Source organism: Microbacterium oleivorans (assembly GCF_001644225.1).
Taxonomy (GTDB): Bacteria; Actinomycetota; Actinomycetes; order Actinomycetales; family Microbacteriaceae; genus Microbacterium; species Microbacterium gawkjiense.
This window is the reverse complement of record NZ_LSTV01000005.1, coordinates 407863-427024: the sequence shown is the minus strand read 5'-3', so window position 1 is coordinate 427024 and position 19162 is coordinate 407863. Positions and strand designations below refer to the sequence as shown.

Genomic DNA, 19162 nt, shown 5'->3' with positions numbered 1-19162 from the left:
TCAGCCTCCGAGCCCGTCCAGAGCGAGATTGAGTTCCACCACGTTCACCGTCGACCCGCCGAGGTAGCCGAGGTCGGGCCCCTGCGTGTGCTCGGCGACCAGCCGTCGGACCTCCGACACGGGCAGACCCCGCGCCGCGGCGACGCGGTCGACCTGGATCGAAGCGTACGCGGGGCTGATGTGCGGGTCGAGTCCGGATGCCGAGGCGGTCACGGCGTCGGCGGGCACGGCCGACTCGGGCACACCCTCGCGCGCGGCGATCGCGGCCTTGCGCTCCGCGATCGCGGCGACGAGGTCGGTGTTCTCGGGGCCCAGGTTCGAGCCCGACGACGCGCCGCCGTCGTAGCCGTCACCGGCCGCCGACGGGCGCGACTGGAAGTACTGCGGGAGCGCGGCGCCGTCGGCATCCGTGAAGGACTGACCGATCAGGGCGGAGCCCACCACCTGGCCGGCGTCGTTCCGGACGAGCGAACCGTTCGCCGGCGCCGGCAAGGCGAGCTGCCCGACGAGGGTGACGACCCCGGTGTACCCGACACCGAGCAGGAGGGTGAAGACGACCATCGCGCGGACGGCCACCGCGACGGTACGACCGGTCGCGCGGGAGGTGCTGTTCATGAGAAGAGGTCCTTCGGGTCAGAAGCCGGGGAGGAGGCGGACGAGCAGGTCGATCAGCCAGATCCCGATGAAGGGGGCGACGACGCCGCCGAGGCCGTAGACGGCGAGGTTGCGGCCGAGGATCGACGAGGCGCCGCCGGGGCGGTACCGCACGCCGCGCAGGGCGAGCGGGATGAGGGCGATGATGACGAGCGCGTTGAAGATGATCGCCGAGAGCACCGCGGATGCCGGAGAGTGCAGCCCCATGATGTTGAGCGCCCCGAGCTGGGGGAACACGCCCATGAACATCGCCGGAATGATCGCGAAGTACTTCGCGATGTCGTTCGCGATCGAGAACGTCGTCAGGGCGCCGCGGGTGATGAGCAGCTGCTTGCCGATGCGGACGATGTCGATGAGCTTCGTCGGGTCGGAGTCAAGGTCGACCATGTTGCCGGCCTCCTTGGCCGCCGACGTGCCCGAGTTCATCGCGACGCCCACGTCGGCCTGCGCGAGCGCGGGGGCGTCGTTCGTGCCGTCACCGGTCATCGCGACGAGGTTGCCGCCCTCCTGCTCCTTGCGGATGTAGGCGAGCTTGTCCTCGGGTGTGGCCTCGGCGAGGAAGTCGTCGACGCCCGCCTCCGCCGCGATCGCCGCCGCGGTCAGCGGGTTGTCGCCCGTGATCATGACGGTGCGGATCCCCATCGAACGCAGCTCGGCGAACCGCTCGCGCAGCCCGTCCTTCACGACGTCCTTCAGGTGGACGACGCCCAGCACCCGCCCCGTGCCGGCGGCATCCTTCGTCGCGACGACGAGCGGGGTACCGCCGGACTGCGAGATCTCCTCGGTGCGGGCCGTGAGGTCGGCGCGGACGTCGGCAGGCAGGGCCGCGCCGTCCTGCTCGAGCCACCCGACGATCGCGGAGCCGGCGCCCTTGCGGATCGCCGAGCCGCCGGGCAGGTCGAGACCGCTCATGCGGGTCTGCGCCGTGAAGGGAACGATGACTCCGCGCGGATCAGCGGACACGTCGACGCCGCGGCGGGCGGCGAGGTCGACGATCGAGCTGCCTTCGGGGGTGGGGTCGGCGAGCGACGACAGCGCCGCCGCGCGGGTGAGCTCCTGCTGCGCCATGCCGGCGAGCGGCACGAACTCGGCCGCCTGCCGGTTGCCGTAGGTGATCGTGCCGGTCTTGTCGAGCAGCAGCGTCGTCACGTCGCCCGCCGCCTCGACGGCGCGGCCCGACATCGCGAGCACGTTCCGCTGCACGAGCCGGTCCATGCCGGCGATGCCGATCGCCGAGAGGAGCGCGCCGATCGTCGTCGGGATGAGGCAGACCAGCAGCGCGACGAGGACCGGGATGCTGACGGGTGCCGCCGCGTACGACGCGACCGGGTTCAGGATGAGGGCGACCACGACGAAGATGATCGACAGGCTCGCGAGCAGGATGTTCAGGGCGATCTCGTTCGGCGTCTTCTGCCGCGCCGCGCCCTCGACGAGCGCGATCATCCGGTCGACGAAGGTCTCACCCGGCTTCGACGTGATGCGCACGACGATGCGGTCCGACAGCACCCGCGTGCCGCCGGTGACGGCGCTGCGATCGCCGCCGGATTCGCGGATGACGGGGGCCGACTCGCCCGTGATGGCCGACTCGTCGACCGAGGCGATGCCGTGCACGACGTCGCCGTCCCCGGGGATCAGGTCACCCGCCGCCACGACGACGACATCGCCCAGGGTGAGCTCGGCCGACGAGACGTCGTCGATCGTGACGCGCTCGGCTGCGGCATCCGTCTGCTCGTCGTAGCCCGACACGCGGTGCGCGACCGTGCTCGTGCGGGTCTTGCGGAGGGTCTCGGCCTGCGCCTTGCCGCGCCCCTCGGCGACGGACTCGGCGACGTTCGCGAAGAGGACCGTCAGCCACAGCCAGACCGCGATGATCGCCGTGAAGGGCGTCGGCACGGCCGTGCCGCCCGACTCGCCCGGACCGCCGAGGAAGGGTTCGGCGATCGCGAGCACCGTCGTGAGGACGGCGCCGACCCAGACGACGAACATGACGGGGTTGCGCCACTGGGCGCGGGGGTCGAGCTTGCGGAGCGCCCCGGGAAGGGCGGCCGCGATCGCGGCGCCGTCGATGCCGCGGCGGGGCGCGGCAGCCGGGGCGGCCGGTTCGAGAGTGGTGGTGGACATGTCAGATCAGTCCTTCTGCCAGGGGACCCAGCGCGAGTACGGGGAAGTAGGTGAGGGCGGTCACGATGACGATCACGCCGATGAGCAGCCCGACGAACAGCGGACGGTGCGTCGGCAGCGTGCCGGCCGTGGCCGGGACCTTGTCCTGCGCGGCGAACGACCCGGCCAGGGCGAGCACCAGCACGATCGGCACGAACCGGCCGAGCAGCATCGCGACACCGAGGGCGGTGTTCAACCACGGCGTGTTCGCCGTGAGCCCCGCGAAGGCGGACCCGTTGTTGTTCGCGGCCGAGGTGAAGGCGTAGAGCACTTCACTGAAGCCGTGGATGCCGGGGTTCCAGATCGACGTCGTCGTGACGTCCTCGCGCACGGCGGGGATCGCGAAGCTGAGCGCCGTGCCGACGAGCACGAGGATCGGGGTCACGAGGATGTAGATGCTCGCGAGCTTGATCTCGCGCGGACCGATCTTCTTGCCGAGGTACTCGGGGGTGCGGCCGACGAGCAGACCCGCGATGAAGACCGCGAGGACCGCGATGACGAGAATGCCGTACAGCCCGGACCCCACGCCGCCGGGGGCGAGCTCGCCGAGCATCATGTTGAGCATCGGCATCATGCCGCCCAGCGCCGTGAACGAGTCGTGCATCGAATCGACGGCGCCGGTCGAGGTCAGCGTGCTCGTCGAGCCGAAGATCGTCGATCCGACGATGCCGAAACGCATCTCCTTGCCCTCGAGCGCGGCACCGGCGAGCTCGGGAGCCGTGCCGCGACCGGCCAGCTCGAAGGTCGTGAGGGCGAGCGTCGAGCCGACGAAGAGGATTCCCATCGCCGCGAGGATCGCGTAGCCCTGGCGCTTGTCGCCGAGCATCGTGCCGAACGTGCGCGGCAGCGAGAACGGGATGATCAGCATGAGGACGACCTCGAAGAGGTTGGTCCAGCCCGTCGGGTTCTCGAACGGGTGCGCGGAGTTCGCGTTGAAGAACCCGCCGCCGTTGGTGCCGAGGAGCTTGATGGCCTCCTGCGAGGCGACCGGGCCGCCCGGGATGCTCTGGGTGGCACCGGCGACCGTCGTCACCTGCGTGAATCCGGCGACGTTCTGGATGACCCCGCCCGCCAGCAGCACGATCGCCGCGACGATCGACAGCGGCACGAGGAGGCGGACCGTCCCGCGGGTGAGGTCGACCCAGAAGTTGCCGATCGTGCCGCTGCGGCGGTACGCGAGACCCCGCACGAGGGCGACCGCGACGGCGAGGCCGACGGCCGCCGACACGAAGTTCTGCACGGCGAGCGCGGCGAACTGCACCGTGTAGCCGAGGGTGAGCTCGGGCGAGTACGACTGCCAGTTCGTGTTCGTGACGAAGGAGATCGCCGTGTTGAACGAGAGCGCTTCACCGGGGGCGGGCAGGCCCAGCGACCACGGCAGCCACTGCTGCACCCGCTGGATCAGGTAGACCGCGAGTACGCCGACGAGCGAGAAGGCGAGGACGCTGCGCGCGTACGCCTGCCACGTCTGGGCGGATGCCGGGTCGACGCCGATGAGCCGGTACAGGCCGCGCTCGGCGCGGGCGTCCTTCGGCGAGGTGTAGACCCAGGCCATGTAGTCGCCGAGCGGACGGTACGCGACGGCGAGGATGAGGGCGAGCGTCGCCAGCGTGAGGACGGCGGGCAGCCACCCCATCAGAACTTCTCCGGCTTCACGAGCGCGACGAAGAGGTAGACCACGGCGGCGACCCCGAGGACCGCGGCGATGACGTCGAACGCGGTCATACCCGGTCCACCGCCTTCGCGAAGAGACCGATGATCACGAACAGGACGATGACGCCCAGCACGTAGACGAAGTCGAGCACGAGAGAAGCTCCGTTCCGAGGGACCGCGGGCGCTGGACGGGCCCGCACGCCGGTGTGGCGCATCCCCGATGGAACACCTCGCCGCGCCCCGCTCCCGCGGTCCTCACGGAATCCATACGGCGCCGCACGCCGTCCTCACGGGATCCTCACGGCGCCCCGCTGTGGTGTTCAGCGCGTGGCGGCGCCGGTGTTCAGCGCGCGGCGGCGGCCCAGGTGGCGAGGTCCGCGACGAGCGCGGCGTGCCCGGGCGCGTCGTAGGCGCGCGCGTCGTGACCGAGCACGTCCACCGCGACGCGGGAGGGGCCGACCGTGCGCCGCCACGCCGTCGGCTCGCGGTGACCGGCGTCGCCCTCGTGCCAGGCGACGACGTCCCGGTCGCCGGTGGCCTGCAGCGCGCAGTACCGCTCGTCCTCGACCGTGAACGGCACCCCGTCGCGGGCGTCGACCACGACCCGGCCGAACGGCGGATGGAACGACAGCGTCGGCAGCCAGACCGCCCCGATCGCCCCCGCCCAGCGCGGGTAGTCGCGCAACGACGCGACCGCGCAGTGCATCGCGAGGACGCCGACCCCGCGGTCGAGTGCCGCATCGAACGCCGCGATGGCCGCGGCATCCACTCCCCGCTCCCCGCCGCGCCACGTATCGCCCGCGTTGACGACGACGAGGTCAGCGTCCGCGAGCGACGCCATCGCGGCGTCCACGTCCTCGCGGACGGTCACGTCGTGACCGATGCCCTGCAGGATTGCCGCGAGGCGGGCGGAGGTCTCGGCGAAGGGATGCCACGGGTCGGCGTACCGCCCCGCGCCCGACAGGATCACGGTGCGCACGGTCATGCCGGGAGGCTACCGCGTCGGCGCCCTGCGTCGGGCCGTCAGTGCAGCTCCGCGTCGGCGGAGCCCCGCCGCCACGACGCGAAGGCGACGGTCAGCCCGGCACGGGTCGGGGCGCAGACGAACGGGCCCGCCGCGGCATCCAGGTCGGCCGCGAAGGGGATCACGCGGACCAGCCGCAGCGGCTCGTCGTCGGAGCCCGCCCGCACGGTGAGCGCGTTCCCGTCCCGGCTCACGCGCACCGTGATGCGGCGGCCGAGCCACTCCGGCACGGGAGCGAGCGACCAGTCCGACATCCCGTCGGTCACGACGGCGCCCAGCTGCAGGTCGCCGTCCGAGAACTCGACACCGGCCTTCACCCACCGCGTCTCGTCCACCCGGACGAACAGCCCGGCCTGGTCGAACTGGGCCTCGAAGGTCGCGTCGAAGGCGACCTCCATCGCGGTGCCGTCGGGGATCGGCGCGAGCAGCGCGTGCTCGGTGTCGTGGACGAACCCGTAGGAGGTGATCCGCCACGCGTCGCTGCCCTCGACGGCGGTGACGCGCAGCATCCCGTCCTGCTCCACCACCGCCTGCGGCGGGGTCGTCCACGTCCCCTCCGACCAGGCGACGGGCTCTTCTGCTCGGGTGACGGCGCTCATCCCGTCAGGCTATCGGGCGCCTCAGCCCAGGCGGAGGCCCGCGGACGCGACGGCGCGGAGGGCGACGTCGAGCACCGCCGCGCTGTGGTCGAGCCGCCGGTCGCGCTCGGCGAGATCGTGCTCGGCGATCATCCGCACGAAGGCCCGGAACTCTGCGATCATCCGATGCGGGTCGTCGTCCAGAGCGATGCGCTCGCTCGTCCCGTCCCGCAGCTGCAGCTCGACGGCGGCGATCTCGTTGGGCGGTCCCTCGACGATCATGACGCCCTGCGTCCCCTGGATCTTGGTGCGCGAGGGGCCCGGCGAGTCCTTCGCCGCGACGCAGACGGCCGTCAGATCGGGGTAGCCGAGGACGGCGACACCCGACGTGTCGACACCGCGTTCCATCCGGGGCGTGTAGACGACAGAGTCAGGGGCGCCGACGAGACCGACGACCAGGTGCAGCGCGTAGATGCCGAGGTCCATGAGGGCGCCGCCGCCGGCCGCCGGGTCGAAGGCGGGCGCGACGTCCCCCGCGCGGAACGCGTCGTATCGCGAGGAGTACTGCGAGTACTCGCTCTGCACGAGCCGCAGGTCGCCGAGGCGGCCGAGGTTCCGCCGCATCCACTCGACGTTCGCGAGGTACTGCGTGCTGATGGCCTCCACGAGGATCAGCCCGCGCTCCTCGGCGAGCGCGCGGAGCTCGGCGAGGTCCTCGGCGCGCAGCACGAAGGGCTTCTCGCAGACGACGTGTTTTCCGGCGAGCAGCGCCCGCCGCGCGACGTCGGCGTGCAGCACGTTCGGCACCGCGACCCACACGGTGTCGACGGCGGGATCGGCGAGACAGGCGTCGAGGTCGGTGAAGACGGACGGGATGCCGTGGGTCGCCGCCGTCTGCTCGAGCTTCGCCCTGCTGCGCTGGGTGCCGACGATCGCGGCGAGGGTGACGCCCGGGATCTGCCGGGCGTGGGGCAGGAACTCGGCGACGATCTTGCCGGCGCCGACGACCGCGAGTCTCAGAGCGCCAGGCCGATCGCCAGCAGGACGACGCCGAGCAGCGGCGCCGTCAGCTGGATCATCGCGGCACGCGCCTTGGAGCGATCCGACAGCAGCAGCACGAGACCGGCAGCAACCATCGACCCGGCGCCGACGAAGACGAGGGTCGCGCCGATCGCGGTCGACCCGGTCGCGACGAAGACGATGCCGAGGAAGACGGCGATCGCGAGGAACAGGTTGTAGAAGCCCTGGTTGTACGCGAACGGCTTCGTGACGTGCACGGTCTCGTCCGTCGTGCCGAAGGTGCGCCGCGCCGCTGCCCCCGTCCATGCGATCGACTCCAGATAGAAGATGTAGACGTGGATGGCGGCGCCGAGCGCCGCGAACACCAACCCGGCGATGATCATGCCGCCATCATCCCAGACGCACCGCGTCGCGCCAGAGCGACGCGACCTCGATCGGGTCGCTGATGCCGAGAGGGGCGCCCCCGGCATCCCGCGTGAAGGCGAGGAGCGCCGGCGAACCGTCACGACCGCGGACCACCCGACCCGCATAGGCCGGGGCAGCGGCGATCAGGCGGGCGTCGTCGGGGCTCGCGTCGATCGGGACCTGCCCCGTCGGCATCGCCCAGACGCCGTCGACGCCGTCGGAGCGCGTGGCGCAGAACAGCGTGAGGTGCTCCTCCCCCACCTGGACCGTCTGCAGGACCTCGAGGTGGGGAAAGCGCGTCGACACCGCCCCGAGGTGCGGCTGAGCGGTCCAGGTGTCGAGGTCGGGCGACCAGGCGTGGCCGACGACGCCCCCCGAGCGGTCGTCCGCGCCCTTCGCGCGCGCGGTGAGGAGCATGTGCCAGCCGTTGCCCTGCGGATCGCGGAACACCCACGGGTCCCGCCAGGCCTCGTCGGCCCACGAGCTGTCACCGAGCTTCTCGTACAGCTCCCCCGCCGCTGCCAGGACGAACCCGTCCCGCTTGGTCCACGCAATCAGATCGGGCGACGTGGCCATGAGGACGGATTCGACGTTGCGGGTCGAATCCTCGTCGAGGAACACGGTGCCGGTGTAGAACATGCGCCACAGCCCGTCGTCGCCGCGCACCACGGATCCCGTCCACGTCGCCGTACCGTCGGGGCTGCCCGCCCCTCCCGGACCGAGGACGACCCCGTGGTCGGTCCAGGTGCGCAGGTCCCGGGAGCTCGCGCGCCCGATGCGGGCGTGCCGGTGGCGCCGCTCGGGGTCGCCGAGGCTGCGCGGTGCGCGCAGATGGAACAGGTGGAAGGCGTCGCCGTCGTCGGCGACCCAGAAGTCCCACACCCACTCGGACTCGAGCCGGAAGGTCATCTCAGCCCTTGAGCGAGCCCTGCAGGAGCGCCGAGACGAAGTGCCGCTGGAAGATCAGGAAGATGATCAGGGTCGGCGTGAGGATCAGGAGCGACCCGGCGCACAGCAGCGGGATGTCGGTGCCGTAGCGCCCCTGGAACGCCCCCAGCGCGCCGGCCATCGTCCGCTGCTCCGGGTCGTTGACGAGCACGATCGCCAGCAGGAACTGGTTCCACGTCCATAGGAACAGCAGGATCGCGAGCGAGGAGAGCGCCGGGACGGACAGCGGGATGTGGATGCGCCAGAAGAGCTGCCACGTGGTGGCCCCGTCCATGCGCGCCGCCTCGGAGAGGTCGGCGGGCATGGTCACGAAATGCGCCCGCATCCACATCACTGCGAACGGCATGAACAGGCCGATGAGGGGCAGGATGATCGCCCACCGCGTGTTCAGCAGGCCGAGCTCGCGCACCTGGAAGTACAGCGGGGTGATGATGCCCTCGAACGGCAGCGTGAGACCGAGGATGAAGGCGACGAACACGATGCGACCGCCCCGCGGCTGCAGGTGACCGAGCGCGAAACCGGCGAGGGTCGCCAGCAGGACGGCCACCGGGACGACGGCGATCTCGATGAGGAAGCTCGACTGCAGGAGCGCCCACATGTTCGCCGACTCGAACGCGGTGACGAAGTTGTCCCACCGCGGGGTCTCGGGCCATTCGAGCCCGCGGGGGTAGGTCCCCGGCTCGTGCAGCGCCGTGACGAAGAGGCTGACGAACGGCATCACCGTCACGAGCATCAGGACGATCAGCAGGATGCGGCCGATCCACTTCTCCTGCGGGCGGACGATCACGATTCTTTCCCTCGGAGGATCCGCTGCAGCGGGAGGACGATCAGGAGGACGAGGGCCATGAGCACGAGGGCGAACGCCGACGCGGTGCCGATCTCGCGCTCGTAGAAGGCCAGGTAGAAGATCTGCAGACCGGGGACCAGCGTGCTGTCGCCGGGGCCGCCCTGGGTCGCGATGTAGATGATGTCGAAGCTCGCGAGCGCGGCGATCACGGTGACGGTGATGCAGACCGCGACCTCCTGGCGGACGCCGGGCAGCGTGACGGAGAGGAACTCCCGCACGGGACCGGCCCCGTCGAGGCGCGCGGCTTCGTAGAGGGCGGGGTCGACCTTCGTCATACCGGCGAGGATGAGGACGAGGCAGAGCCCCACCTGCACCCACGCTCCGATGACGCCGACCGCGGGGAGCGCGGTCGAGAAGTCGCCGAGCCAGGCCTTCGTGACGCCGCCGAGGCCGATGAGGCCGAGCAACTGGTTCACGAGGCCGTTGGTCGACAGCTGCCAGCTCCACATGATGCCCGCCGCCACCAGCGGGATGACCTGGGGCAGGAACAGCACGGTCCGCGCCACCCCCGCGAGAGGGCTGGCCGCGATCGCGCGGATCATGTTGGCCGCAACGAGGGCGATCGCCACCGGGATGAGGCTGAAGTAGATGATCAGCTCGAACGCGTTGAGGATCGCGCCGATCAGCTTCGGGTTGCTGAAGACCTCCACGTAGTTGGCGAAGCCGACCCACGTGGCGGGGCCGATGCCGTTCCACTCGTAGAACGAGTACTGCGCCGACAGCGTGATGGGGCGCAGCACGAAGAAGATGTAGAACGCGGCGGCCGGGAGCACCAGGAGGTAGGCGGCCACGCTCGCGCGGAAGCGCCGCCGTCGGCGGCGCTTCCGGAGTCCGGTGTCGTCGAGCGCTGCTGCGCCGGTGGCGACCACCGGCGCAGCAGCGGCAGGAGCGGAGGTCATGCTCAGCCCTCGACCTGGCTCTCGTAGTCGGCCTGCACCGAGCTGAGCAGTCCTTCGGGGGTCTGCTCGCCGGCGACCAGGCGCTGCAGGTTCGGCGTCCAGCTCTGCGCGTAGATGGCGCCCGTCGCGTTGGCGATGAAGTCCATCGCGCCGTTGGCCTCGCTGAGCTGCGCGCCGGCGGCGAGGGTCGCCGCCGTCGTCGAGTCGGGGTCGACTTCGGGCATGAACGCGTCGGCCGGTCCCATCGGGTGCGAGCCGCCGACCTCGACGCTGATGGTGCGCGCCTTCTCGTTGGTCGCGGTCCAGTTGAGGAAGAACGCCGCGCAGTCGGGGTGCTCAGCCGTCGCCGCCACGCCGAAGGTCAGCGGTGCCGACATGGCTCCGATCTGGCCGCCCTCCTCGCGCGGGGGCATGAGGAAGAAGCCGGCCTTGCCGGGCATCTGGGTGTCGAGGTTGCCCGACTCCCAGTCGCCGTCGAAGATGAACAGCGACTCGCCGCCGATGAAGCGGCTCATCATCTGCGCGTAGTCGAACGAGTTCACGTCGTCGGCGAAGTAGCCCGACTCGATCCAGCGCGCGAGGTGCTTCGCGGCTTCGAGGTTCTCAGGGGTGTCGATGGTCGCGCCCGGCTGCTGGAAGATCCAGTCGTTGATGGCGGCCGGGTCGCCGTACGAGGCCATCAGCGCCTGGAGCGGGAACGCGAGTCCACCGGTGGCACCACCGTTGAACTGGGCGATCGGAGTGATGCCAGCATCCTTTGCGGCCTGCAGCGCCGCGTCGAACTCGTCGAGCGTCTTCGGGGCTTCGGTCATCCCGATCTGCGCGGCGAGGTCCTTGTTGTAGAACACACCGGTCATCGAATAGTTGAGACCCAGGGCGTAGAGCGGGCCGTTGCCGCGGCGCCCCTCGTCGTCCACCCGCAGCTGCTGCAGCTGCGAGTCGGGCCAGTCGGTCCACCCGAACGCCTCGGCGTACGGGTCGAGGTTCAGCAGCAGGCCGTCAGTGGCGAGCTCGGACATCTGCGGCAGACGCATGAGGTCCGGCGGCGAGTCCTGCAGGACGCGCGGGGCGTTCTGGGTGATGACGGCGAACTGGTCCTCGCGGATGTCGAAGGTGACGTTCGGGAACTGCTTCGTGAACTCCTCGGTGAGGGCCGTCGGCAGCGGGAAGCCGGTTTCGAAGTAGCCGCTGAGGACGACGTCCTCGTCGCCGCACGTCGGTCCTTCCGCACCGAAGTCGGACGTCGAGGAGGCCTGCGGGGCCGCCGTGCCGCCGGGAGGGGCGCACGCCGTCACGCCGAGCGCGACGGTCGTGAACAGGCCGGCCAGGATCAGCGGGCGGAGGGGGTGCTGTGAGGATCGAGACATCGATGTCTCCTTTCGGGGAACCACATCGTTCGGGTGATCGCGGGGAGCGCCTGCGTGCTAAATCGCGTTAGCAAGGTCATCTTGCGGCACCGGAGCAGAGGATGTCAATGGGATGCCGCGCCGCGTGATGCAGCTGTGATCCACGGATGCGTCGCGGTCGCCGCCCTCGCGCTCTCCGGCGGCGGGCCGCCCCCGCACTAGGATCGCGGGACAGGAGGAAGCCGTGAGCAAGAACCGCGTGACGCTCGCCGACGTCGCCCGCGCGGCCGGCATGTCGCGGACGACCGCCTCCCTCGTCCTCTCGGGGCGCGGCGACGAGATGCGCATCGCGGAGTCCTCGCAGGAGCGCATCCGCCTGGTCGCCGCCGAGCTGGGCTACCGGCCCAACATGATCTCCGCGGGCCTGCGCAGCGGCACGAGCCGCACGATCGGGTTCATCTCCGACACCGTCGCGACCTCGCAGCTCGCCGGCGACATGATCAAGGGCGCGCTCGAAGGCGCGCGCCGCCACGGGCACCTGCTCTTCATCGGCGAGTACGAGGGCGACGAGTCCGAGCGCGGGCGACTGATCGACGCGATGCTCGACCGTCAGGTCGACGGGGTCATCATGGCGTCGATGTTCACCCGCGAGCGTCGCGTCCCGAAGGCCCTCGCACACCGCAACGTGGTGCTGCTGAACACCCTCCCCGAGGACCGGGCGGCCGACGTGCCGGCGATCCTCCCGGACGAACTCGACGCCGGCCGGCGGGCCGCCCGACTCCTGCTCGAGCAGGGGCATCGCAACGTCCACCTCATCGGGGCGGGGCCGACACTCGTCGACGTCCCGCGGGACACCGTCGCCGGTCGCGAGCGGCTCGAGGGCATCCTCGACGAGCTGGCGGGGGCCGGGCTCGCGCCGGCGTCGGGCCGCGTGCTCTCGATCTGGCTCCCCGTCGACGGCTGGAAGGCGACCTCGGATCTCATCTCGTCGGGGGTGCGGTCGGGGGCGATCATCGCGTTCAACGACCGCATCGCCTTCGGCGCGTACCAGGCCATCGCCGAGGCGGGACTGCGTGTGCCGGAGGACTTCTCGATCGTCTCGTTCGACGACCATCAGCTGGCCGGGTGGGTCCACCCCGGCCTCACGACGTTCGCCATCCCGCACTTCGAGCTGGGCCTGCGGTCGGTCGAGGCACTGCTCGATCCCGACGCCGACGCCGCGACGGGCGTGCAGCGGATCCCCCTGCCCCTGCGCAACCGGGGGTCGGTGAGCGCGCCGCGGCAGGCGTGACGCGCACCACGGCATCATCCGCTATCCTCCGAGCTAACGCGATTTAGCTTCGGAGAAGGGATGCCGGCGGTGCAACGGAGCCCCCACGCAGCGAACCTCGACGGCGCCGTCGCGCGGCCCCCGTTCGACCCGGACGTCCGCGCCGCCCTCGACACCGCCGACGACATCGTGGTCTCGCTCACCCCCGCGGAGATCCCGGCGCTCCGCGCGCGCGCCGTCGTCCCGACCCGCGACGAATACACCCTGGGCGGCCGCTTCGACGCCGAGGAGCACGTCGCCCGCAGCGCCGACGGCGCACCGGTACGGCTCGTGGTCCTGAGACCTCGACCCGGGGGCGACGCGCTCCCGGTGATCTACCACGTCCACGGCGGCGGCATGGTGGTCGGGACGCCCTACGACGTGCTCCCCTCCCTCGGCGAGCCGGCGCTCGAGCTCGGCGCGGCGATCGTGTCGGTCGATTACCGCCTCGCGCCCGAGCACCCCTACCCGGCCCCGCTCGACGACGTCTACGCGGGCCTCGTCTGGCTGTTCCAGCACGCGCGGGAGCTGGGCTTCGACCGCGATCGCATCATCCTCGAGGGCGTCAGCGCCGGCGGCGGACTCGCGGCCGGCGCCGCCCTGATGGCCCGGGATCGACGGGGTCCCGCGCTGCTCGGGCAGATGCTCGTCTACCCCATGCTCGATCACCGCAACGACTCGGCATCCGCTCATCAGATGGCGGGTGCGGGCACGTGGGACCGCACGGCCAACGCCACGGGGTGGGCGGCGTACCTCGGCGGGCTCGCGGGCGACGACGTACCGACCTACGCCTCCCCCGCTCTCGCCGACGATCTCGGCGGGCTGCCCCCGACGTTCATCGAGGTGGGATCGGCCGAGACGTTCCGCGACGAGGACGTCGACTACGCGCGCCGGATCTGGGCGGCCGGCGGCGATGCCGAGCTGCACGTCTGGCCCGGCGGCGCGCACGCCTTCGACGCCCTGGCGCCCGATGCCCCCCTCAGCCGCGACGCCCGCCGCGCGAGACTGCGCTGGTTGCAGCGTCTGCTCTCGCGCTGACGGGCGCCGCGGCGGTGACCGTCGGTGGTCAGGATGCCGGGACGAGCACCCGGTCGATGGTGTGGATGACGCCGTTGGAGGCCTTGATGTTGATCGCGCGGAGCACGAGCTTGGGGTTCTTCAGCTCGGGCGTCTCATCGCGCAGGACGATGCCGCGGGGCTCGATCGTGCCGCCGTTCGCCATGTCGATCGAGCGCGAGAAGAGCACCTTGACCGGCGACAGCTTCTTGCCCGCGACCACGTGGTACAGCAGGATGTCGCTGATCTGATCCGCCGTGAAGGTCGACGTGATCGCCTCGAGGGCGGCCGCCTCGGATGCCGGCGCCGTGCCGGTGAGATCCGTGACGAGGCGCAGGAAGGCCCGATCGTTCGGCGCGAAAACGGTGTAGGTCGAGCCCGTGTCGGCGAGGCTGTCGTCGAGCCCGGTCGCGACGAGGGCCTGGACCAGGATGTCGTAGTCGGCCGCGTTGCCGTCGGGGTTGCCGCCGCCGGAGGCGTTCACGGCGACGTCGACGATGGAGCCGGCGGGCTTCGTCGCCTGGTGCGCCGACGCGGGCGAGGCGGTGAGCGCCAGCGCGCCCGTGACGACGGCGGCGAGGGCGATCCCGAACTTCTTGTTCATCATGCTGCTCCTTCGATGAGAAGAGTCGCGCCCGGCGGACATGTCGGGCACCACTGTGTATTCCCGTCGAAGGGCCGCCGTGGATGCACCCGGCGGAAGAATCTGCGCGTTACGGCGACAGCTCGGCTTCGAGCCTGTCGAGGAGGACCTCGAGGGCGGTCTCGAACTCCTCCTTGCTGTGGTCCTCGCTCAGGAGGGGGCGTAGTCGGCGCACCTGCGGTGCGTCGTCGAGGTCGTCCTCGCCCTGGCCCGAGAAGGAGGGCTCCCCCGTCCCGGACGCGGCTCCCGCCCCACCGACGTCGGCACCGCGGACGGCGGCCTCGAGGAGCAGCTGACCGAGCAGGAAGCTGCTGAAGCCGCGATAGGCACGGACGGCCTGCTCGTCGGAGAACCCGTGCGCCAGCAGGACGCGCAGAAGGATGTCGACGGCCTCGATGCTGCGCAGCGGCGGGCGCAACCACGGCGCGGCGGGGTGGCGGGTCGCGATGAGGGGGAAGGCGAGCGGATGCGTGATCGCGATCTCGCGCACGGCGTGGGCCACGTTCTGCAGGAACGTCTGCCAATGCTCCTCGGCCTCGCGCTCCATCACCTCGGTGAGCTCCGACGTCAGCAGGTCGACGACGCCTTCGAGGAGGTCCTCTTTGCCGTGGACGTGGCGGTACAGCGACATCGCTTCAACGCCCAGGTGATTGCCCAGGGCGCGCATCGACAGCCCCGCGGGACCCGAGCGATCGACCAGCTCGAGCGCCGCGTCGACGATCCCTGCGCGACTCAGTCGCGGCGTCATCGCACGATCGGTCTGTCTGCTCATGAGGAGCCTCCACGCCGATCCTCCCCCTTTCTCGGCGGATCCGCATGCTTACAGCGTAAGCTTGCGCTGATGGGACGTTTGGCATTCGGCTCCGAGACGGTCACGCTCGATGACCGCCTCCTCGCTCACCTCGAAGTCGTGATGGTGACGAAACTGCGGCGTCGCGAGCCGTTCATCCTCACCTGGACGGTCGACCCGAGCCTCGGAAGCGGCCGCGTCTCGCGCTGGGTGGGCGTGTCCACCAGTTGGGACGTGCGCTACCAGAGCCGTTCCAGCGGTCCGCTGAATCCCGCGTGGATCGAGAGCCTCATGGCCACCGCGAACTCCCCCGGCGGACTCCGCATCGTGCCGGAGCCCGACGAAGAGGAGCAGGTCGCCGGTCTCTGAGAGCCGGCGATCAGGCGCCCGCGACGCGGCGGGCGGCATCCCCCATCGCGTGGACGGCGTCGCGCAGGACCGGGCGCGGCGTCGCGAACACGATGCGGACGAAGTCCTCGTAGCCACGGCCGAGCAATGCGCCGTCGGTGAGGACGACTCCCGCGTCCTCGCGGAAGAAGGTCGCCGGCGATGTCGGCAGCTGGAGGCCGGACGCGTCGATCCACCCGATGTAGGTCGCCTGCGGCGGGGTGTACCGCGCGGCGGGGAGGTGCTCGGCGAGCAGTCGCCCGAGCTCGTGCCGCTCGGCATCCAGGTACGCGATCACGTCGTCGAGCCACGGCCGCCCCTCGCGGTAGGCGGCGATCGCCGCGACGACGCCAACGGTCGCCGCACCGTGCTGCACCGCGAACCCGAAGCGGCGGTACGCGGCCTGGTCGGCGTCATTCGAGGTGATGAGCTGCGCGGTCTTCACCCCGGCGAGGTTCCACGCCTTCGACGCGCTCGTGCCGGTGATCGTGTGGGCCGCCGTCGCCTCGGACAGCGACGCGTACGGCACGTGGGGTGCGCTCTCGTAGCGCAGCGGCGCGTGGATCTCGTCGGCGAACACCCGGCCGCCGTGCCGTTCGACGACCTCGGCGAGCGCGGTCAGCTGTTCGCGGGTCAGAACGGTGCCGGTCGGGTTGTGCGGGTTGCACAGCACGAGCGTCCGCGCCCCGGCGGCGAACGCCGCATCGATGCCGTCGAGGTCGTGCTGCCAGCGGCCGTCCACCACGACACCGGATACCTCCACGACGGGGTGTCCGATGGTCGGCAGGTAGGTGAGGAAGGGCATGTACGCGGGGGTGGGCACGATGACCGCCGACCCCGCCGGCGCGTACTCGGTGATCGCGACGCCGAGGGCGGCCATGACGTCCGACACCGGGTGAACCCGCTCGGGGTCGACCTGCCACCCGTATTCCGTCCGCATCCAGTCCGCCGTCGCGTGCCCGAGTTCGGCCGCGAGCGGCGGGGACAGATAGCCGAGGATGCCGTCGGTCACCGCTCGCTGCAACGCCTCCGAGACCGGCGGCGCGATGCCGAAGTCCATCTCGGCCACCCACGCGCCGACGGACCCCGGGTGCAGGCTCCACTTGCGGCTCTCGGGACGATCGAACCGCGACCGATCGATCCGGTCGAACGGGTGGGATCCGATCGGGGGGATGACGCTCATCCCCCGACGATGCGGGGCGCGCGACGGCCGTGCAAATCGGGTGGTAACACTGGGCATCCGAAACGCCGGAAGCCCCGGCGAACCGGGGCTTCTCGTGGCGGAGACATGGCGGTGTCGCCTCCTGCAGCAACCCGAACGGCGCGATCACAGCCGCCAGTGCTCGGAAATGGTCCCGCAGACGCTCCTGCCGACTCGTCAGTCAGGCGTGCGCGGATAGGGCTTCGTCCAGCGTCCAGACACCTGCACGTATACGCGATCGGTTCGAATACGCTTGCCTTTCGGTCAGGATGCAGAGATCTCCCGCACCGAGACGCGCCTGCGCATGCTCAACATAGCTCGTCGACGTGTCCGCGCCGTTCAGCAATTGTTCGAGGAAAGCCTTGTCCCAAGCGACATCGTGCAATATCCACGGAGCTTGCCCCGCGCAGACAGTCCTCAGCACTGCGTCGAATTTCTGAGCCGCGGTCAGGCGATCATGGCCGGACTTGAGTTGCGCGATGTGATTACCCGTCTCCACCACCGCAGTGATGGGGAGAATGAACCGCTCACCTGAGTTGAGCCGCTCTCCCATCTCGCGGACGACTTCGTCCCTATGTTGATCGAAACCAGGTACTGGAACGAGGTTGCAAAGGATGGACGTGTCGATGAAGGTGATCGCGCCCATCAAGCGATACCCAGCAACCGGCGGAACTCACTAAAGTCTTCCTCTTCCGACAAAGACCCACCCAACTTGCCAGCGGTGAGCGCGGCGCCGAGGCTACCCTCCGCGAGCGCCTTCGCGTAGCCCGGAAGATCGATGATCGGCGTCAGGAGACTGTGTCCAGTGGTGAAATCGCGGTGACAGACAATGATGTGCTCGTTCAATTTACCCTCCGCCGCATCGAGCAGGGAGGGGCTGTGGGTAGTAGCGAGAACGCTCGTTTCCGCGCCATCACTGCTGTCGCGCACAAGCGCGAGTATCCGATCGGCCTGTGAGGGGTGGAGGCCGTTCTCGAGTTCTTCGAGGACGACGAGCACACCGCTCTTGACCTCGCCAGTCCCATCAGGCTGAATCGACGGGACCAGGGTATCGATGTCCAAGCCGGTCTGAGCGGATAGAAGAGCGGTGGCGATTCCGATGAGTCGCAGTAGTCCATCGCTCATTTCCCTGGCCGGGGTGATCTCGCGCAGATTTTTAGATTCACCCCGATCTTCTTGAAGCGCAAGCATGACATCCCCGAGGTCAGTCCCGACGAATCCGATACCCGCTATTGATTCGTCCGCGACCGTACGGGCCAAGTCTTCGATTCGCGCAAACGCTTCTGCATCGACCTCGCGGAGATTGGCCAGGGCAGCCGAGAGATTCTGACCGGTGCGGCGCAGTTCGATGTCTCGCTCCTGCACATAGCTGCGCATCAAATGGGGGACGGGGTCGAAGTGGAAAACGCCGCGCAACGCGCCGAGCACCGTATCGACTGCGGTAAGCACCGACTTTTCGGCGCGGTTTGCGCCGCCGACTGCCAAAGCAATCTGAGTAAGGATCAAGCGGTTGTCACGGAACCTGGAAACACTGTTCGGCCCTCTCTGACCGTTGTGGATCTCGACGTCTATCCCCATACCCGGCTCACCGGCAGGGCGGGTCTCGAAGATGACTCCGCGGGTGATCGAACCACTCTTCACAGCGATGCCTGGCCCGACCAGACGCTCGCGCACGATGCGCAACTCCGGTTCCACCTCTATTTGCACCTCGTACTCAAACGAGTCCGTATCAGTCTTGACTTCGCACCCGAGCCGAAAGCGATTCATCCCGTGCGGTGCGCATCCATGCGATCCGCCGCGCACAGCACCGCTCTCTCGTCGTCGCCCATCCAAGGCGTCGACGAGGTCATCACCTTCGGCGAGCCTGGCCAGCACCTCGAGGCCGTCAAGCGCGTTCGACTTCCCAGAGCTGTTCCGTCCGATTAGCAGCGTGGTCCCGCCAAGCGGGAGCGTCGCGTCTCGGTAGGACTTGAATTCGCCAATGCGGAGTTCGGTAATTCTCGCTGCGGCCATGAGCCGATCGTAGGGCATAAAGTCGCTTGCGCTGGCCCTTTGGCTGCGCGCGGCCGCAGTCGGCCCGGCCGCGGTTCCCCTCATTGTCAAGGAGGTTCCACCTCATAGTCGCACTTCGGGTTTCGCCGGGCGGACGACGGAACGCCGGGAGGACCGAGGTAACGGCTGGCGCCACTGGGCTTAGTGCGCAGGATGTCGTTTTCCTCTGCAACTTGGTGAGCGGCCACGG

At 69.9% G+C, this 19162-nt stretch carries 21 protein-coding genes; 3 read left to right on the top strand and 18 right to left on the bottom strand.

The genetic code is table 11. The features are described from left to right. The 13 genes from kdpC to AYL44_RS13495 form a co-directional block, all read right to left on the bottom strand. Positions 1 to 615 carry a K(+)-transporting ATPase subunit C gene (gene kdpC, locus AYL44_RS13550; protein WP_064003798.1) on the bottom strand — a complete coding sequence of 205 codons (615 nt, stop codon included), beginning with the start codon at positions 613 to 615 and terminating at the stop codon, positions 1 to 3. 18 nt (positions 616 to 633) lie between these two features. Then, complete coding sequence (kdpB, locus tag AYL44_RS13545; RefSeq protein ID WP_064003797.1) at positions 634 to 2775, bottom strand: potassium-transporting ATPase subunit KdpB; 2142 nt, start codon at positions 2773 to 2775, stop codon at positions 634 to 636. A gap of 1 nt (position 2776) precedes the next feature. Continuing rightward, a complete protein-coding gene (kdpA, locus tag AYL44_RS13540; protein ID WP_064003796.1) occupies positions 2777 to 4450 on the bottom strand; it encodes a potassium-transporting ATPase subunit KdpA in 1674 nt (557 codons plus the stop codon). Next, entirely contained in the window at positions 4450 to 4539 is a 90-nt protein-coding gene (gene kdpF, locus AYL44_RS13535) for a K(+)-transporting ATPase subunit F (RefSeq protein WP_064003795.1), read from the bottom strand. Before kdpF ends, kdpA begins: the two co-directional genes overlap by 1 nt. Next, positions 4536 to 4682: a hypothetical protein gene (locus tag AYL44_RS14730; RefSeq protein ID WP_197471659.1), complete on the bottom strand. Its 147-nt coding sequence runs from the start codon at positions 4680 to 4682 to the stop codon at positions 4536 to 4538. The genes kdpF and AYL44_RS14730 overlap by 4 nt, the downstream gene beginning before the upstream one ends. 128 nt (positions 4683 to 4810) lie before the next feature. After that, positions 4811 to 5452, bottom strand: a complete 642-nt coding sequence (locus AYL44_RS13530; protein WP_082886215.1) for a ThuA domain-containing protein — start codon at positions 5450 to 5452, stop codon at positions 4811 to 4813. 38 nt (positions 5453 to 5490) lie between these two features. Beyond that, entirely contained in the window at positions 5491 to 6090 is a 600-nt protein-coding gene (locus AYL44_RS13525) for a DUF1349 domain-containing protein (RefSeq protein WP_064003794.1), read from the bottom strand. A gap of 21 nt (positions 6091 to 6111) precedes the next feature. Further along, positions 6112 to 7089: a Gfo/Idh/MocA family protein gene (locus tag AYL44_RS13520; protein WP_064003978.1), complete on the bottom strand. Its 978-nt coding sequence runs from the start codon at positions 7087 to 7089 to the stop codon at positions 6112 to 6114. Then, positions 7086 to 7472 carry a DUF1304 domain-containing protein gene (locus tag AYL44_RS13515; protein WP_064003793.1) on the bottom strand — a complete coding sequence of 129 codons (387 nt, stop codon included), beginning with the start codon at positions 7470 to 7472 and terminating at the stop codon, positions 7086 to 7088. Before AYL44_RS13515 ends, AYL44_RS13520 begins: the two co-directional genes overlap by 4 nt. Positions 7473 to 7479: 7 nt before the next feature. Next, on the bottom strand, positions 7480 to 8403 hold the full coding sequence (locus tag AYL44_RS13510; RefSeq protein ID WP_064003792.1) for a glycoside hydrolase family 68 protein: 924 nt from the start codon (positions 8401 to 8403) through the stop codon (positions 7480 to 7482). Position 8404: 1 nt separating this feature from the next. After that, a complete protein-coding gene (locus tag AYL44_RS13505) occupies positions 8405 to 9229 on the bottom strand; it encodes a carbohydrate ABC transporter permease (protein ID WP_064003791.1) in 825 nt (274 codons plus the stop codon). Continuing rightward, positions 9226 to 10188 carry a carbohydrate ABC transporter permease gene (locus tag AYL44_RS13500; RefSeq protein ID WP_064003790.1) on the bottom strand — a complete coding sequence of 321 codons (963 nt, stop codon included), beginning with the start codon at positions 10186 to 10188 and terminating at the stop codon, positions 9226 to 9228. The genes AYL44_RS13505 and AYL44_RS13500 overlap by 4 nt, the downstream gene beginning before the upstream one ends. 2 nt (positions 10189 to 10190) lie before the next feature. After that, complete coding sequence (locus tag AYL44_RS13495; protein ID WP_064003789.1) at positions 10191 to 11555, bottom strand: ABC transporter substrate-binding protein; 1365 nt, start codon at positions 11553 to 11555, stop codon at positions 10191 to 10193. 223 nt (positions 11556 to 11778) lie between these two features. Here AYL44_RS13495 and AYL44_RS13490 point away from each other — a divergent pair, with 223 nt between their 5' ends. Both AYL44_RS13490 and AYL44_RS13485 read left to right on the top strand, forming a co-directional pair. Next, on the top strand, positions 11779 to 12825 hold the full coding sequence (locus AYL44_RS13490) for a LacI family DNA-binding transcriptional regulator (protein WP_419865923.1): 1047 nt from the start codon (positions 11779 to 11781) through the stop codon (positions 12823 to 12825). 69 nt (positions 12826 to 12894) lie between these two features. Next, positions 12895 to 13881 (top strand): alpha/beta hydrolase, encoded by a 987-nt coding sequence (locus AYL44_RS13485; protein WP_231872814.1) that lies wholly within the window; start codon positions 12895 to 12897, stop codon positions 13879 to 13881. Between the two features lie 28 nt (positions 13882 to 13909). Here the strand turns inward: AYL44_RS13485 and AYL44_RS13480 are convergent, their stop codons facing one another. Next, positions 13910 to 14506, bottom strand: a complete 597-nt coding sequence (locus AYL44_RS13480; protein ID WP_064003787.1) for a fasciclin domain-containing protein — start codon at positions 14504 to 14506, stop codon at positions 13910 to 13912. A 106-nt stretch (positions 14507 to 14612) separates the two neighbouring features. Beyond that, complete coding sequence (locus AYL44_RS13475; RefSeq protein ID WP_064003786.1) at positions 14613 to 15314, bottom strand: TetR/AcrR family transcriptional regulator C-terminal domain-containing protein; 702 nt, start codon at positions 15312 to 15314, stop codon at positions 14613 to 14615. A 69-nt stretch (positions 15315 to 15383) separates the two neighbouring features. Between AYL44_RS13475 and AYL44_RS13470 the strand changes: the two genes are divergently transcribed. Then, on the top strand, positions 15384 to 15701 hold the full coding sequence (locus tag AYL44_RS13470) for a hypothetical protein (RefSeq protein WP_064003785.1): 318 nt from the start codon (positions 15384 to 15386) through the stop codon (positions 15699 to 15701). A gap of 10 nt (positions 15702 to 15711) precedes the next feature. On the opposite strand, the gene AYL44_RS13465 is transcribed toward AYL44_RS13470, so the two are convergent. The 3 genes from AYL44_RS13465 to AYL44_RS13455 all read right to left on the bottom strand — a co-directional run bounded on the left by AYL44_RS13465 (position 15712) and on the right by AYL44_RS13455 (position 18933). Then, on the bottom strand, positions 15712 to 16902 hold the full coding sequence (locus tag AYL44_RS13465) for a MalY/PatB family protein (RefSeq protein ID WP_064003784.1): 1191 nt from the start codon (positions 16900 to 16902) through the stop codon (positions 15712 to 15714). Between the two features lie 199 nt (positions 16903 to 17101). After that, on the bottom strand, positions 17102 to 17566 hold the full coding sequence (locus AYL44_RS13460) for a hypothetical protein (RefSeq protein WP_064003783.1): 465 nt from the start codon (positions 17564 to 17566) through the stop codon (positions 17102 to 17104). Then, on the bottom strand, positions 17566 to 18933 hold the full coding sequence (locus tag AYL44_RS13455; protein WP_064003782.1) for an AAA family ATPase: 1368 nt from the start codon (positions 18931 to 18933) through the stop codon (positions 17566 to 17568). Before AYL44_RS13455 ends, AYL44_RS13460 begins: the two co-directional genes overlap by 1 nt. Positions 18934 to 19162 lie beyond the last annotated feature (229 nt).